Source organism: Clostridium sp. D5, assembly GCF_000190355.1.
In the GTDB taxonomy this organism is placed as follows: Bacteria; Bacillota; Clostridia; order Lachnospirales; family Lachnospiraceae; genus Faecalicatena; species Faecalicatena fissicatena_A.
The window spans coordinates 218,381-233,364 of sequence record NZ_GL870815.1; the positions used below are offsets into that span (position 1 = coordinate 218,381).

Genomic DNA, 14,984 nt, shown 5'->3' on the forward strand with positions numbered 1-14,984 from the left:
ATTCTGTAATTCTTTATGCATGGTTTTAACGGTAAGAATTTATAGGAAAATTTAAATAAAGGAGTGAATAAAATGACCGTAGAAGAATTAGTTACGCGTTCTAAGACAGCTCAGAAACAATTTGAATTTGCGACACAGGAGCAGGCTGATACAGCAGCCCGCGCAATCTGTAAAGTCGTTTATGACAATGCGGAAATGCTTGGGAAAATGGCGGCAGAAGAATCTCGCATGGGAAATGTGACAGACAAGATTGCAAAATGCCGTAATAAATCCGCACTGATTTGGCAGAGCTTAAAGGGAAAGAAGACAGTTGGTATTATCAATCGAATTGAAGAACGCAAAATGCTGCTAATAGCAAAACCGGTGGGTGTTGTTGCAGCAATCATTCCGTCTACAAATCCCGTTGTTACTCCAATGGGAAATGCAGCGTCTGCACTGAAAACAAGGAATTCTATTATTTTTGCCCCACATCCCAGAGCTGTGAAATGTACAAAACTTCTGGTAGATATGTTCCAGACAGAATTGGGAAAAATCGGACTTCCAAAGGATCTTGTGTTGGGATTGGAACAGGTATCTATTGATGACAGTGGTGCCTTGATGAGCATGGCAGATGTTGTTGTAGCTACAGGCGGACCGGGTATGGTGAAAGCTGCATATTCCAGTGGAAAGCCGTCTCTTGGCGTAGGTCAGGGAAACGTCCAGTGTATCGTAGACCGTGATGTGGATTTGAGTGAGGCAGCAGAAAAGATCTTAGCAGGGCGCAGCTTTGACAATGGATTAATCTGTTTGGGTGAACAGACTGCATTTGCTCCGGAAGAGAAATTTGATGTGTTTGCAAAAGAAATGCAGAATCACGGTGGCTATTATGTAGATGATCCAAGGCAGGTAGCGAAAATAAGAGAAGGTCTATTTCCGGAAGGAGGTCCGATCAGCCGTGATGTAGTAGGATTGACTGCAGCACAGGTTGGAAAAATGCTGGGGGTGGATGTACCGAAAAGAACCCGTGCAATTGTAGTGAAAGCACAAGCTATCGGACATGCCGATGATCTCTGCCGTGAAAAACTCTGTCCAGTCCTTACCGTATATCCGTACGGAACTTTTGCAGAGGGTGTTGCAATGATGGTAGAAAATCTGGAATACGAAGGAAAAGGGCACAGTATTTCTATCCATTCAAATACAGCGGAGCATATAGAGTATGCAGCAATTGAATGCTCTGTATCTCGTGTGATCGTAAATCAGCCGGCAGGGACTACCGGGGGAGGAAGTCCGACAAACGGATTTGTACCGACCACAACATTAGGATGCGGTTCTTGGGGAAATAACAGCTTCAGCGGAAACTTTAATTATGAACATCTGATGAATACTACCTACGTGGGATATCCGTTTGAGGAGTCTTATCTGCCGAATCTGGAAATCGCGTGGGAATCATAAATACGGTGAAATATCCTGCACAGCGCCATGAAAATGGCGCTGTGGCATTAGATGGGAAAAAGTTCGTAAATGAGTCTTGAACAGAAAGGGAGTGCATGTATGGATTATTTAGAAATCGAAGGAAAAGCACAGTTAAAGCGTTTTGGAATTCCGGTAAATGATAGTATCCTTTTGAATGGTGATAATATTCCGGAAGAAGTGACATATCCTTGTGTGCTGAAAGGACAGATTCTTTCAGGAAAAAGAGGAAAAGCAGGTGCAGTTCGTGTTGTAAAATCAGAAGAAGAATTCCGGGAAGTAAAGAAGGTGATTGAAGAAATCACAATCAATGGCAAACATATGGAAGGGGTGGCTGCATGCGGTTTTCTTCCAATTGCAGATGAATATTATCTGGGAATGACACTGGATGTAAAGGAACGTGTTATGGTTATGCTATTTACTCCTTACGGTGGAATGGAAATCGAGGAACTGGCGGTAAACGCACCAGAAAAATTATTGAGATTTAACTGTACGGCAGGGTTTGACAGAGAGGTCTTTCTTGGTGAAGCGTCAGTCTTTGATTTGCCAAAGGAACGTCTGAATAAGGTGGCGGATATTGCAGAAAAGCTTTGCCGTGCCTGCTTTGAGCTGGATGCGACTACAATGGAGATTAATCCGTTAGCTGTCCTTGAGGACGGAAGCATGTTGGCACTTGATTCAAAATTGGTAATAGATGATAATAGCCTTGTGCGTCAAGGTGATTACACAATCCTTCCGCGTACTGCGCAGAAGAAGTCACCTCAGGAAGAAGATGCAAAAGCACATGATCTGACTTATGTGGAACTGAATCCAGAAGGAGACATTGGGACAATGGCGGGAGGTGCTGGAATCGGAATGGCAACAATGGATACTATCCGTCATTATGGCGGATGTGTTAATAATTTCCTTGATCTAGGCGGCGGTGTAACGGCAGAGAAAACCTATCATGCAATGAAAATTTTGCTTCAGAATAAATCTACGAATTATATTCTTGTCAATGTATTTGGCGGTATCAATAACTGTGCAGATATGGCAGAAGGAATTGCCCGAGCATACAAAGAATTGGGAATCCAGAAAACAGTTGTGGTTAAGAGCCGCGGATTTAATCAGGAACAGGGGTGGACTATTTACGAAAACCTTGGTTTTCTACAGACAAAATATGGAACAACTGATGAAGCAGTGCAAACATTAATGAAGATAAAGGGGGTGCAATAATATGAGTATATTAATCAATCAGGATACTGAACTTATGATTATTGGTATCACAGGAAAACAGGGCCGTACTCACTGCATGCGTACATTGGAAAGTGGTGCAAAACTCCTTGCCGGTGTTGCACCGGGAAAGGGCGGACAGAAAGTAGAGGGCGTACCTGTATTTGAAACTGTTGCAGACGCAAAAATTAAATTTCCGGGAATTGAATCCGCAATGCTACTTGTACCTCCAAAATTCGTTAAAGATGCCGCTATGAGGGCACTACATGAAGGAATCAAGCTACTGGTAATTATCACAGAATTCGTTCCGGTTCTGGATGTGTTAGAGATTGTCAATGAAGCCAAAATACTGGGTGCAAAAGTTGTTGGACCGAATACAATAGGTATCATTTCACCGGGGAAGTCTAAGTTGGGAATTATGCCGGATTATATTTATGGGAAAGGGCATATTGGTATCATTTCCCGAAGCGGAACACTGACACATGAGACGGCTTCAAACCTTACTTTTAAGGGGTTCGGACTTTCTACCTGTGTGGGAATCGGTGGAGATTCAATAATCGGCATGAATCACGCAGACATATTGGAACTGTTTGCCAAAGATGACGAAACCGATGCGATTGTGATAATCGGAGAAATAGGCGGAACAAGTGAAGAGATGGCAGCGGCTAAGATCAAAGAGCTGGGGATGAAAAAGCCGGTATATGCTTATATCGCAGGAATGTACGCTCCGGAGAATAAGCGCATGGGGCATGCCGGTGCAATTGTAAGCGGCGGTATGGGAACTGTAAAATCAAAAGTAGCGGCATTGGAAGATGCAGGTGTTACAGTATGTCCAACACTTGGAAAGATCGTGGAGTGCATCGATGAGTACAATATACACACCGATGGAAGATTAAAAACACTGGCGCCGCAAATTGACTAATCGTAAAATACACATAGGAGCAATAAATAAAATGAAAGAGTTTAGTTTTAAAATACCGCAGAATATAGAATTTGGAGCAGGCAGTTTGAATAAACTTCCGGAGATTTTAAAAGAAGTCGGCTCGGAACATGTGTTTCTTATATCAGATCATGGACTGGAAAGAATTGGTGTTGTAGATAGGATTCAGAATATTATCGAAGCCAGTGGCATCAAGTGTACAAAGTATCTGGAAGTCATTTCTAATCCTACGATTAATATTGTCAATGAAGCGACAGCGTTTTATCATAAATGTGGTGCGACAAGTCTTGTGGCACTAGGCGGTGGAAGCCCAATGGATGTGGCGAAGGCAGTAGGAGTGCTGGCGAATTATGGAGGTAATATCACAGACTATGAAGGTCTCTGTAAAGTTCCGGGAACGATTGTACCTATGATTGCGATTCCAACGACTGCAGGAACTGGAAGTGAAGTAACAGCATCTGCCGTAATTACAGATGAAGAGAGAAACTATAAACTGTCCATTATCAGCTATGAAATCATTCCGAAATATGCAGTACTTGATCCAGAATTGATTATGACAGCACCGGCATCTATCGCAGCATCTTGTGGAATTGATGCATTGATTCACGCGATGGAGGCTTATGTGTCTGTGATGGCAACACCTTTCTCAGATGCAATGGCTGAGAAAGCAATGGAGCTGATCGGCGGAAATATTCGTCGTTTTGTTGCCAACCGAAAGGATGAAGATGCTGCATGTGCTATGATGGCAGGCTGTAATTTTGCAGGAATCGCATTCGCGTGGGCAAAACTTGGAAATGTTCATGCCATGAGCCATCCGGTCAGTACTTATTTCCATGTTCCCCATGGTGTGGCAAATGCAGTAATTCTGCCTTCAGTCATAGAATACAATGCGTTGGCGGATCATGGCCGCTATGCGAAAATTTATGGTTATATCACAGGTAAAGATCCGCAAATCGATTTCAAGCCGGAAATGCTTGTGGAAGCAGTAAAAAAGCTAAATGCAGAACTTGGTCTCCCGAGTTCTCTGTCAGAAATCGGTGTTACTGAAGATAAAATCCCGCAAATGGCAGAAGATGCAATGAAAAGTGCAAATGTTCAGGTGAATCCGCGACAGACAATGGAAAAAGATATGATTTTATTGTATCAAAAAGCATTGTAAATCCATTATTTATAGAATGTCCTGAGTGTTTTATGCTCTTAGCAAGAACTCAGTGTGTTTCCGGCAAAGGAAGAGATGGTGGATATTCTTCCATGATCCTCCAACCTGCCTGATGATTGCCGAAGCAAACTTAAAAGGTAAAAGACAGACATTCCCCCGGTAAGTGCTGGGGGATTTCTTATTCTGTTAGTATGACAGAGGCGTGATTAAATTAGCATTTTTCTTGATCATCAATATCAGGGAGCCATAGACGTAAACTAAGACTGCTGAATTTAACGACACTTTGCATAAGTTTTTCATTACATTCAAGTGCTAATTTTAAATCTCCGTCTGCTATTGCATCCATAAGGGCCGAATGCTGAAAATTTACAAGATACGTCAACTCTTTGTCAATAAAATAATTTAAATAGTAATTGCGTCGTGCAAGTGTATATAAAGGCAAAAGGGTATCAGTTATATAAGGATTTCTTGAACATTTGCAAAGTAAATGGTTAAATTCATCATCTATATACAAAGCTTCTAGTGCTGGTTTCCATTCTTCGGTCAAACGTCGGTATTCTTTTGCTAAAGAACGCAAGTCCTCGCGTTCTTTAGCATTTGCATACATAACAGCAGATTTTATGGCTAAGTCCTCTAACACAGAACGAACTTCAATTTGTTGGAGAAGTTCATCTATCGGTATAACACGTATTAAAATCCCTTTTCTGGGTAAAAAGGCAATTGCACGAGTAAGAGCAATTTTTTTTAATGCTTCGCGAATAGGAGTGCGACCGATATTAAGATAATTGCTTAACTCAGTTTCTGTTATTATTGTATCAGGTCTTAATTCGGCAGTTACAATCATTTCTTCTAATCTTTTATAAGCGGTATCTACCAAAGTATTTTTGGCTTTTTTTGAAAAATAACTTTCCGTTTGCATAATACACCTTCATCTTTAATTTTTTATGGGTTATGATTAAAAAACTATCAGTTTGCTAAACATAATAGCTGGTTCTCATAAACTTAACTATTTATTAGTGTATGTACCCAGCCACAAAGGAAACTCCGCATAAGTTTGTGTTTTTAAAAATACCTGTCCCAGGATTGGGACTATGTGCACCACGATTCAGAACCAGTAGCGCGAGTTAAGAGAATCACTGTAATGGAAGGAAGCCTAGAATTCCCTTTATTCAGAGATACTTTCAAAAGCAAAATAAGGATAGTGGCTCTGGCTAAATACCACAATATACGTAAGCGCACACATCAGTCAGAATATATATAGTATATCGTTTTTTATTTTATTTTTCAAGATATATTAAATCAATTTTTTTATACGTATCAATTGCATCAATTGAAAAATTCCAGTAAAATATTTCGTTCTTTTGTTAATATATCATAAAACAACCAGATGATTTATGTTAAATATGTATATTGATGTTTCTGTAATATATCAGTATAATATATTACAGAAATACATAGCAACAATTAATATGGATAATAAAAAGTATAAGGGAGAGTGATGTCTATGCGGGAGGAAAAAAAATATTATTTATTTAAAAATGCACCTTTACTGGCAGAAGCAGATGTGGTCGTTATAGGTGGGGGGCCAGCAGGAGTGGCGACAGCCGAAACGGCTGCACGATTTGGCCTTCGAGTACTGTTAGTTGAAAAAAACGGATTTCTAGGGGGACAAGCAGTTGGCGGCCTATCTGCAACAATATGTGGTCTATATTTGACAAACGAAGATTGGCAGGTTAAAAAGGGGCCTCGGCAGATAGTATATGGTTTCGCCGAGAGATTTCGATGTGAAATGAAAAAATATGGGGGGTTAACAGAACCCCAGCTATATGGAAATACATACGTGGATGCCCATGAGCCGTTTATCTGGAAAATTGTCGCGGAAAATATGCTTTGTGCTGTGGGAGTAAAAATCATGTATCATACTGTTATATGCGATGCTGTCATGGAAAACAAAAAGTTGACAGAAGTATATGTTTTGACTGCTAATGGATATGGACGTATATGTGCAAAGAATTATATCGACGCGTCTGGTGATGCTGTTCTTGTCGCAGCATCTGGCGGAATGTTTCGCTTTGGTAATGATGGAATTGTCCAGAATCCAAGTTTCATTTTTAAATTGGCAAATGTGAATGAAAAGAAGTTTTGGGACTATTACGGAGAAAATACTATCTGCCATAAAGATTTTTCGGATAGGATATTAGCGGCAGAATCTTTTTATAAGGTGTCGTTACCTCGAAAAAAAATATGGATTTTCCGCACAATAAATTCGGGAGAAATCTATATAAATGCAACCAGTGTTTCTGAAAAAAATGGAGATAATTTGAATTGCCTAGACGTAAATGAAGTATCTTACGCGGAAATAATAGGAAAACGGCAAGCAATGGATTATGCCCGCTTTTTGAAGGAATATATTCCAGGATGTGAAAAAAGTCATATAGGAGAGCATGCTTCTAGTATAGGTATACGACAAACGCGCAGCGTTGTTTGTAAAAGAATGTTGCATAATAAGGAAGTGGAACAATGTGTAAAATTCCAAGATGGTATTGCAAAAAGTTCATGGCCAATAGAATTACATCGAGGAAGTGCGCCTAAGTTAGTTTGGCTAAAAGATGATTATTATGAGATTCCATTTGATACGATGGTACCAATAGGGTATTCTAATCTTCTTGTAGCGGGTAGATGTATTGATGCTGAGCATGAAGCTCTTGCTTCATGTCGTGTAACGGCACAGTGTTTCGCTATGGGACATGCAGCTGGGATTGCAGCAGCATTAGCTATGAAAAATAATATAAATTTTGATTTGCTTGATGGTAGAACTGTAAGGGAATATCTAGACAAAGATGGAGCTAACTTTAATGTTTGAAAATCGAAATCAAGGAGGGAAAACAATGAATCCAATTAATAGGCGGAAGGAAATGCTTAAAAATGCAGATCAGAAACTTATGTGGCCTGCAATTATTTTTGTGTTTGTTGTGATGATTTTATCAGCAATGTTTCCGGAAAAACTTAATACCATTACAGGTGCGGGTTCATCTTTTATAACACACGAACTCGGAATTTTGATAGATTCGGTTGCTGTAGGCTGCGTTGCCGTACTAATCTGGCTTGCATTTGGGAAGTATGGAAATGTACGTTTTGGTGGTGAGGATGCAAAACCGGAATTTTCTTTTGCAAGTTTTGCGTTTATGATGTTTACTGCTGGAGTTGGTGCGGGTTTGGTCTACTGGGCGATTGGCGAGCCCATATATTATATGCTGTGGCCCCCATATGGTGTTGAACCATTAAGCGCAGAAGCAAGTACGTGGGCAATCACATATTCGACATATCACTGGAATATTACTGGGTGGGCAATTTTCTTGCTTCCGGCTATTCCTTATGGTTACTATATGCATAATCGTAAGAAATCGAATCTTAGACTAAGTGCTGTCTGTGCAGAAGTTATTGGTAAAAAGCATGAAAAATCGTGGCTTGGCTATATGATTAATGTTTTTGCTATCTTTGGTACATTAGGTGCATTTTCAACTTCTATGGGACTTTCGGCAGAGTTATTAGGTGCAGGTCTTCAAAAGGTATTTGGCATTGTTCCTACCACAGGTGTCAAGGTTACGATTGTTGCTTCGTTTATTATATTCTATATTGTTGTTATGACGCTTGGATTAAAAAAGGGTATCTCCAAGCTAGCTGATATTTGTGTTTATGTTTCTGTTGCAATGATTATTTTTATTCTTGTTGTTGGACCAACTTCCTTCATAATAAATTATATTTGTGACAGCACTGGTATGATTCTGGATAACTTTTTTAGAATGTCGTTTTATACAGACCCTGTTCATAAGACAAATTTTCCACAGGACTGGACAATATTTTATTGGGCATGGTATTTTGCATATCTTGTTATGATGGGATTGTTCATTGCAAAAGTATCCAAAGGACGCACAATAAGACAAGTTATTCTTACCTGTGTTGTAGGCAGCTCACTGGGGTGCATGCTCTTTATGGGGGTTTTAGGGGGGTATACAGTAGATGGTATTTTGACAGGGAGTCTTCCGATTATTGAATGGTTTCATGAAAAGGGATTATCTGCGGCAGTGATTGAGGTAATTTCTTCTGTTCCAGGCGGCAGTATTCTTTTGATAATATTTCTTATATCGGTATATTTTTTAATTACTACAACAATGTCATCTGCAACATATGCAGTGTCTTTAATGACGACCAAAAAGCTTGAAAAAGATGGTGACCCCGCTTTGGCTATACGTATTACATGGTGCATTGCAGTAGGAGCCATCAGCATGGTTGCTTTACTGATGGGCGGTGCAATTAACACAATTAAGTCGATGGCAATCATATCTGCGCCTCCTATGATTATTCTTTATGTTATTATGTTTATTTGCCTTATTCGGTGGTTGAAAAAGGACTATACGGTTAGTTCCAATATAATGGAGCATATAGCAGTAGAAGAAATGGAAACAAAAGAAGCTGATAAATAATGTGAAAAAAAATAATAGAAAGGTAGAAACAGATTATGAATGGAAAACTTATTAAACAAATAGAATTTTTGCCTGTAAATATTGCTGCAAATAACTGGAGCCAAAATACATGTATTGTAAAAGTGACTGATGAAAAAGGACGTTATGGTATTGGTGAAGCTGATGGTTCACCAGATGTTATCGCTGCTTTTGCAAATGCAGACACAGAGCATAAATGGTTATCCAGACTTACAGACGTTCTGATCGGACGGGATCCAATAGAGTTTGATGCCAACTGGGATTGTATGTATGAAACAACACGTTGGATAGGTATGCGTGGTTTTGGAATGTTTGCAATTTCGGGTATAGATATGGCTCTTTATGATTTGGTCGGAAAACAGTATAATGTCCCGGTATATAAATTAATGGGTGGGGAATTTCGCGATAAAGTAACACCATATTTTACACTTTATCCGGATTGTCCTTCTGATGCAGATCCCAAAACTGCTTTGGCAGCCTACAAACCTTTGTTGGAAAAAGCAAAAGAAAAAAAGGTGAAGGCCGTGAAAGTTTGTCTTATGCAGGATGCGATCATGACAAAAGAACAAGTGGTTTTCTACCTGCGTGAGTGCAGAAAAATGCTTGGCGATGAGATTGATATGGCTGTTGATCCACTTTACCGTTGGAGCGATTGGGAAGAAGTAAAGTGGATTCTGAATAAATTAGAAGATATTGATATTTATTTTATAGAGGCAGCCCTTCCGCATGATGATATTGAGGGGCATAGAAAGCTATCTGAATCTGTTAAAACACGAATTTGTGGAATGGAAATGGGAACCTCTCGTTTTGAAGCAGAGATCTGGCTAAAATATAGTGGTGTTTCTATCATCCAGCCTGATTATAATAGGTGTGGTGGTTTGACCGAATTACGTAGGATTGCTCATATGGCAGAGCAGTATAACGTACAAGTCAGCCCTCATCAGTGGAAAACAGGTATAACAGCGGCTGCTTGTCGTCATTTCCATATCAGCAATAAGTATACAAAGTATGTAGAATACCTGCATCCTGATTTTTATGCAGGTGCGTTGAGAAAGAATCTTACAACAAATGAAGAGCCTATTGTAGATGGTTACCTTGCAAAGCCAACATTGCCAGGTCTTGGTATAGATATTAATAGAACGTTTTATAGGGAAGTTACAGGAAAAGATTTTGATGAATAAAGCCAACCAAATGTAGTAGGAGCCATAAAGGGGCTGTTGGGAATGATATGATATGCTACCCCCATATAGTACAATGAGATATTAAAGTCCTATATGGGGGTATTTCTATGTCTAGAAAAAGTAAGATAGATCCGGTAGAAAAAGTAAAAATTGTTGAACGATATCTTAATGGAAAGATTGGCATTATCCAAGTTGGAAAAGAATTGGGGGGGTTAGTTATGGGAGAATATTATAAGTCTTTAACACGGACTGTGCAGCGTATGCACAGTCCTGTTTTTATGCCTATTTACCATTGATTCTAGTCTATCGTTATTTTCAAACAGACCGGCCGGCTGCTTTCGTATAGGGTGGTATATATTTCAAGATCCTGCCTTAATTCGTAATAAGGATGCTCTCCTGTTTCCAGAATCTCAATATCCTTAATAGAGGATTTGAAATAGCCGCTGCCGGTTCCCAAGGATTTAATCTTCACAGTACCAGACACAGGCCATTTCATGACTGTTGCATAAATGTAATTTGCTCTGGCCGTAAATCTGATATCCTGAGGTGTGTACTCCTTCCGCTGTGTGTCCGTAAAGTGTCCTTCAGGAACTTCCGTCGGACCCTCCCCAAAAGTTTTCCAATAAACGGTGTTGTAAATAGCTTCTCCATTAATCTTCAGCCAGTTTCCGATTTCTCTTAATATATTTTCATCTTCCTTAGGGATTGTTCCATCTGCCTTTGGACCAATGTTTAAAAGAAGCGCCCCATTCTTACTTACTACATCAACCAAATCCTGAATAATTTCTACAGAATCCTTATAATCATTATTCTTCGTATATCCCCAGGAATTTTTGGCTACAGAGGTATCATTCTGCCAGAAATCAGGACTGATGTGATTCAGCTGTCCCCTTTCGATATCTTTTACGGCACTGCCATGTACATAAGCGTCAAACTTCGCATCTATTGCCACATCAGTTCCCCATGATGCCGCCCTGTTATAATAATAGGCAGCAAACTTCTGCAAATATCTTTTAAACGCATATACCTGTATCCACCAGTCGAAAAACATAATCTTAGGCCTGTATTTATCTACGATCTCACAGCTTCTAACCAACCAGTCTTCCAGAAACTCCTCATCAGGGGCATTATCGTACAAGGTATTCCAGTTATGGCTTGGACCGCAGGCAGGCCCGTAGAACGCCTGATATGCCTGATCCTGCACATCACAGTCAAAATCCCGTCCTCTGTTAAAAAACCACCAGTGCTCGGCGCGGTGAGAAGATGCGCATATCTTCATATCCCGTTTTTCCACTGCTGTTTTCAGTTCTCCCAGTACATCTCTCCCTGGTCCCATTTTCTTTGCATTCCAGTCGCTTAGTTCACTCTCGTACATCTGAAATCCATCATGGTGTTCCGCGACCGGCATAACAAACCTGGCGCCAGCTTCTTTAAAGAGTTCCGCCCACTGCTCTGCACAGAACTTTTCCGCTGTAAACATGGGAATAAAGTCTTTATATCCGAAGGCTTTTAAATCCCCGTAGTTGTCCTTATGATATTGAAATTCAGGGCTCCCCTGTTTATATACATAATGCGCATACCATTCATTTCCAAAAGCAGGGACGCTGTATATTCCCCAATGGATAAAAATGCCAAATTTATCCTGCTGGTACCATTTTGGCGTTTCATGTCCGCAAAGCGATTCCCAGGTCGCTTTATATGGACCATTTTCAATTACCTTTTCAATCTCTTCTAAATATTCTTGTTTATTCATATGTCTTTCCCTTTCTTGCATTTTTGATATTGATATTATATCTCTGAGATCTATATTTTGAAATGGAAATATGAAAACTTCAATATGGAGAAAATGAAACACTTCGTTTTTAAAGACTTTGTTTTCCGGCCCACAGCTTCACGTATTTTGACGGAGGCAGAGCCATGTTTTTCTTAAATACTTTTGGAAAATACAGCGGCTCTTTAAAGCCTACCATTTCAGCGACATCCTTTGATGTTTTTCCAGCCAGCAGAAGTCCTTTTGTTTTTTCCAGATGGCATTCCTGAATATATTCACTGGGTAATATTCCATATGTTTTCTTAGAAAGCGCATTCCTCATACCGTACTTATTAAAAATTTATGTTGATTACAATCCCTGTTAGCTCTATTTATTTCCGGCTACATACTGCAGGAATAATTTCATGCTCTGGGTCAAATACTTACTCTTATGGTAAACCAGATAATATTTTCTCTCCCATTTATTCTCTATAATTTTAATTTTCCGAAGGCTTCCGTCTTCAAGCTGCCTTTTTACTAAAGATAAGGGCAAAAATAACATCCCCATTCCAGTTTTACAAATTTCAATTAAGCTTTGAGTGCTTACGCTTTCCATTTTAATCAGTGGTTTTATACTGTAATCAGACAGAATGCGTTCAACATAATTGCGGGAACCGCTCCCCTTTTCCCTTACTAATAGAGGGATACCTTCTATTTCTTCCATAGAGATAGTATCAGGAATTTCAAACTCTGGCGTACATACCGCCGCCATTTCCTCCTCTCTTATCAGCATATAATGAAAATATAAAGGATTATTGGGATAATCAATGATTCCAAAGTCCAGTTCATTTCGCAAAAGAGATTCTTCGATCTTCCCTGAATTATGTACTGTAAAAAACAGAGGGATATCTGGATGCTCTTTCGAAAAGGCAGATACCATACTTGGAAATATTCCTGTTCCATATGATACATTCGTTCCTATTCTTACTTTTGTGAACCGACCTGCATCTCTGAGAACATCTCTTGTTTCATTGAACTGGCCAAGTATGGAATCTGCATATGCAAGAAGTTGTTCACCTGCCGGTGTGATATATATGCGGCGATTCATACGTTCAAAGAGTCTGGCACTATAGTAGCTTTCCAATTCTCTGATAGCATGGCTGACAGCGGGCTGAGCCATGTTCATATATTCTGCTGCTTTTGTTATGCTCCCAAATCGGCATACTTCTGAAAATATCTGAAAATGCTTTAATGTCATATTATGTTCCTTTCTTCCAATTGCAGTTTTATTTATATCATTTCTTATATGTATTCTATATTAACATAACAATTGTTTTACTTCAATAAACCACTATACACTAAAACAGACCATAAAAATAAAACAAAGAGAGGAGAAACTATGTTACTGGTTATATTTTTTGTAATCTGTTTCGGCGCGTCTATTGTCGGTGCAATCTGTGGCATTGGAGGCGGTGTTATTATTAAGCCTGTTTTAGATGCTTTTCAAATTTTAGATGTTGCCACAATCAGCTTCTTATCTGGCTGTACTGTTTTGTCCATGAGCACATATGCTGTTCTGAAAAGTAAAGTCAACGGTAAATCACAGCTTGAGCCCAAAACCGGGCTTCCACTTGCACTCGGTGCTGCTGCGGGGGGAATCTTAGGGAAATGGATGTTTGGGTTTATTTCTGCTTTGAGTTCTGATAAAAATAAAATAGGAGCAATACAGGCCATTTGCCTGTTGATTATTACTGCAGCAACTCTATTATATACCCTTTGCAGAAATAAGCTTAACTCATATCATATTACCAATGCTGCGGTATGTGTATTTATAGGTATTGTTTTGGGAATTCTTTCTTCTTTTCTCGGTATAGGCGGCGGCCCCGTTAATCTTGCTGTTTTATACTTTTTCTTTTCCATGAATACGAAGGCGGCAGCAGAAAATTCCCTTTACATAATTTTCTATTCACAGATTACAAGCCTGCTTTCCGCTATTCTAACAGGGAGTATACCTAAATTCAGCGTACCGATGCTTTTAATGATGGTTCTCGGCGGCATATTGGGTGGGATAATGGGGCGCAGTCTCAACAGTAGAATTTCCAACAGGGCTGTTGACAGATTATTTACAGCCTTACTGATTCTGATTATCTGCATTAATATTTATAATTACTATATATTTACAAATTAAGAGTTTGATAGTATAAAAATCGAAAACAATAGTACATATGATGCAGGCGATTAGGGGAGTGCTCTATAGCACAATATTCGGCATGAAACATATACTAATTGTAAACAAATGGAGGAAAACTATGATAACAGAACGCTATTCAGTTACTTTTCTGGGAGTTGACCAGAGAAGCTATACAATTAATGTTTTAGCCGATATTTGGGAAGTGAGCGCTGAGAAGGTTTTTGAGGAAACGGGCATTTATGTCACAGGCATCATAGATACAAATTACCTTGTGAGTGAATTGAAAAGTGGGCACGAATCAGGTGATATAATTTATATAGTTGTAAGCATAAGAAATCCTTCATTGACAATCAGCGAAGAAGCATATTGGAATGCATATAAAGAAGTCATTAAAGAAGTCAGGGGCAGATTGGATAATCCGGGAATGACGATAACTAAGCATGAAATTGACTTTTACTATTTTCTGAATGTTTAAAATATAAAGCTGACCCGACAAAACCATACTCCTTTACAACAGATAAGATAAGAATTACGCAAATTCCTCCATCTGAAAGGATGAAATATGTCAGGCAGTCCATCGAGGTCAGTCAACATCTTTAT

At 39.3% G+C, this 14,984-nt stretch carries 14 protein-coding genes; 10 read left to right on the forward strand and 4 right to left on the reverse strand.

The annotated features are described in order from the left end of the window. The first annotated feature begins 72 nt into the window (after positions 1–72). From HMPREF0240_RS16275 to HMPREF0240_RS16290, 4 genes are all read left to right on the forward strand, one after another. A complete protein-coding gene (locus HMPREF0240_RS16275; RefSeq protein WP_035313795.1) occupies positions 73–1,431 on the forward strand; it encodes an aldehyde dehydrogenase family protein in 1,359 nt (452 codons plus the stop codon). A 99-nt stretch (positions 1,432–1,530) separates the two neighbouring features. Then, positions 1,531–2,664, forward strand: a complete 1,134-nt coding sequence (locus HMPREF0240_RS16280) for an ATP-grasp domain-containing protein (RefSeq protein WP_009004509.1) — start codon at positions 1,531–1,533, stop codon at positions 2,662–2,664. Between the two features lies 1 nt (position 2,665). Next, positions 2,666–3,583 carry a succinate--CoA ligase subunit alpha gene (gene sucD / locus HMPREF0240_RS16285; protein ID WP_025656271.1) on the forward strand — a complete coding sequence of 306 codons (918 nt, stop codon included), beginning with the start codon at positions 2,666–2,668 and terminating at the stop codon, positions 3,581–3,583. A 31-nt stretch (positions 3,584–3,614) separates the two neighbouring features. After that, positions 3,615–4,760 carry an iron-containing alcohol dehydrogenase gene (locus HMPREF0240_RS16290; protein WP_009004511.1) on the forward strand — a complete coding sequence of 382 codons (1,146 nt, stop codon included), beginning with the start codon at positions 3,615–3,617 and terminating at the stop codon, positions 4,758–4,760. A gap of 211 nt (positions 4,761–4,971) precedes the next feature. Here HMPREF0240_RS16290 and HMPREF0240_RS16295 read toward each other — a convergent pair whose 3' ends face one another. After that, a complete protein-coding gene (locus HMPREF0240_RS16295) occupies positions 4,972–5,679 on the reverse strand; it encodes a GntR family transcriptional regulator (protein WP_009004512.1) in 708 nt (235 codons plus the stop codon). Positions 5,680–6,264: 585 nt separating this feature from the next. On the opposite strand from HMPREF0240_RS16295, the gene HMPREF0240_RS16300 reads away from it, so the two are divergent. The 4 genes from HMPREF0240_RS16300 to HMPREF0240_RS16315 all read left to right on the forward strand — a co-directional run bounded on the left by HMPREF0240_RS16300 (position 6,265) and on the right by HMPREF0240_RS16315 (position 10,739). Further along, complete coding sequence (locus tag HMPREF0240_RS16300) at positions 6,265–7,623, forward strand: FAD-dependent oxidoreductase (RefSeq protein WP_009004513.1); 1,359 nt, start codon at positions 6,265–6,267, stop codon at positions 7,621–7,623. 25 nt (positions 7,624–7,648) lie between these two features. Next, positions 7,649–9,244 (forward strand): BCCT family transporter, encoded by a 1,596-nt coding sequence (locus HMPREF0240_RS16305; RefSeq protein ID WP_157134256.1) that lies wholly within the window; start codon positions 7,649–7,651, stop codon positions 9,242–9,244. Positions 9,245–9,279: 35 nt separating this feature from the next. Beyond that, complete coding sequence (locus HMPREF0240_RS16310; RefSeq protein WP_009004515.1) at positions 9,280–10,443, forward strand: mandelate racemase/muconate lactonizing enzyme family protein; 1,164 nt, start codon at positions 9,280–9,282, stop codon at positions 10,441–10,443. A gap of 107 nt (positions 10,444–10,550) precedes the next feature. Next, positions 10,551–10,739 carry a hypothetical protein gene (locus HMPREF0240_RS16315; protein ID WP_035313797.1) on the forward strand — a complete coding sequence of 63 codons (189 nt, stop codon included), beginning with the start codon at positions 10,551–10,553 and terminating at the stop codon, positions 10,737–10,739. A 2-nt stretch (positions 10,740–10,741) separates the two neighbouring features. Here the strand turns inward: HMPREF0240_RS16315 and HMPREF0240_RS16320 are convergent, their stop codons facing one another. The 3 genes from HMPREF0240_RS16320 to HMPREF0240_RS16330 all read right to left on the reverse strand — a co-directional run bounded on the left by HMPREF0240_RS16320 (position 10,742) and on the right by HMPREF0240_RS16330 (position 13,451). Beyond that, on the reverse strand, positions 10,742–12,196 hold the full coding sequence (locus HMPREF0240_RS16320; RefSeq protein ID WP_035313798.1) for an alpha-L-fucosidase: 1,455 nt from the start codon (positions 12,194–12,196) through the stop codon (positions 10,742–10,744). 109 nt (positions 12,197–12,305) lie between these two features. Then, positions 12,306–12,536, reverse strand: coding sequence for a helix-turn-helix domain-containing protein (locus HMPREF0240_RS16325; RefSeq protein WP_009004517.1), 231 nt, complete (start codon positions 12,534–12,536; stop codon positions 12,306–12,308). 45 nt (positions 12,537–12,581) lie between these two features. Further along, positions 12,582–13,451, reverse strand: a complete 870-nt coding sequence (locus HMPREF0240_RS16330; protein ID WP_009004518.1) for a LysR family transcriptional regulator — start codon at positions 13,449–13,451, stop codon at positions 12,582–12,584. A gap of 72 nt (positions 13,452–13,523) precedes the next feature. Between HMPREF0240_RS16330 and HMPREF0240_RS16335 the strand changes: the two genes are divergently transcribed. Together HMPREF0240_RS16335 and HMPREF0240_RS16340 are read left to right on the forward strand one after the other, a co-directional pair. Then, positions 13,524–14,381 carry a sulfite exporter TauE/SafE family protein gene (locus HMPREF0240_RS16335; RefSeq protein WP_347462627.1) on the forward strand — a complete coding sequence of 286 codons (858 nt, stop codon included), beginning with the start codon at positions 13,524–13,526 and terminating at the stop codon, positions 14,379–14,381. A 121-nt stretch (positions 14,382–14,502) separates the two neighbouring features. After that, positions 14,503–14,859: a hypothetical protein gene (locus HMPREF0240_RS16340; protein WP_009004520.1), complete on the forward strand. Its 357-nt coding sequence runs from the start codon at positions 14,503–14,505 to the stop codon at positions 14,857–14,859. Positions 14,860–14,984: the final 125 nt, after the last annotated feature.

Excerpts from the sequence above, each read along its gene's own strand:
- HMPREF0240_RS16275 (WP_035313795.1), top strand. The coding sequence starts at position 73 with ATGACCGTAGAAGAATTAGTTACGCGTTCTAAGACAGCTCAGAAACAA.
- HMPREF0240_RS16280 (WP_009004509.1), top strand. The coding sequence starts at position 1,531 with ATGGATTATTTAGAAATCGAAGGAAAAGCACAGTTAAAGCGTTTTGGA.
- sucD (WP_025656271.1), top strand. The coding sequence starts at position 2,666 with ATGAGTATATTAATCAATCAGGATACTGAACTTATGATTATTGGTATC.
- HMPREF0240_RS16290 (WP_009004511.1), top strand. The coding sequence starts at position 3,615 with ATGAAAGAGTTTAGTTTTAAAATACCGCAGAATATAGAATTTGGAGCA.
- HMPREF0240_RS16295 (WP_009004512.1), bottom strand. The coding sequence starts at position 5,679 with ATGCAAACGGAAAGTTATTTTTCAAAAAAAGCCAAAAATACTTTGGTA.
- HMPREF0240_RS16300 (WP_009004513.1), top strand. The coding sequence starts at position 6,265 with ATGCGGGAGGAAAAAAAATATTATTTATTTAAAAATGCACCTTTACTG.
- HMPREF0240_RS16305 (WP_157134256.1), top strand. The coding sequence starts at position 7,649 with ATGAATCCAATTAATAGGCGGAAGGAAATGCTTAAAAATGCAGATCAG.
- HMPREF0240_RS16310 (WP_009004515.1), top strand. The coding sequence starts at position 9,280 with ATGAATGGAAAACTTATTAAACAAATAGAATTTTTGCCTGTAAATATT.
- HMPREF0240_RS16315 (WP_035313797.1), top strand. The coding sequence starts at position 10,551 with ATGTCTAGAAAAAGTAAGATAGATCCGGTAGAAAAAGTAAAAATTGTT.
- HMPREF0240_RS16320 (WP_035313798.1), bottom strand. The coding sequence starts at position 12,196 with ATGAATAAACAAGAATATTTAGAAGAGATTGAAAAGGTAATTGAAAAT.
- HMPREF0240_RS16325 (WP_009004517.1), bottom strand. The coding sequence starts at position 12,536 with ATGAGGAATGCGCTTTCTAAGAAAACATATGGAATATTACCCAGTGAA.
- HMPREF0240_RS16330 (WP_009004518.1), bottom strand. The coding sequence starts at position 13,451 with ATGACATTAAAGCATTTTCAGATATTTTCAGAAGTATGCCGATTTGGG.
- HMPREF0240_RS16340 (WP_009004520.1), top strand. The coding sequence starts at position 14,503 with ATGATAACAGAACGCTATTCAGTTACTTTTCTGGGAGTTGACCAGAGA.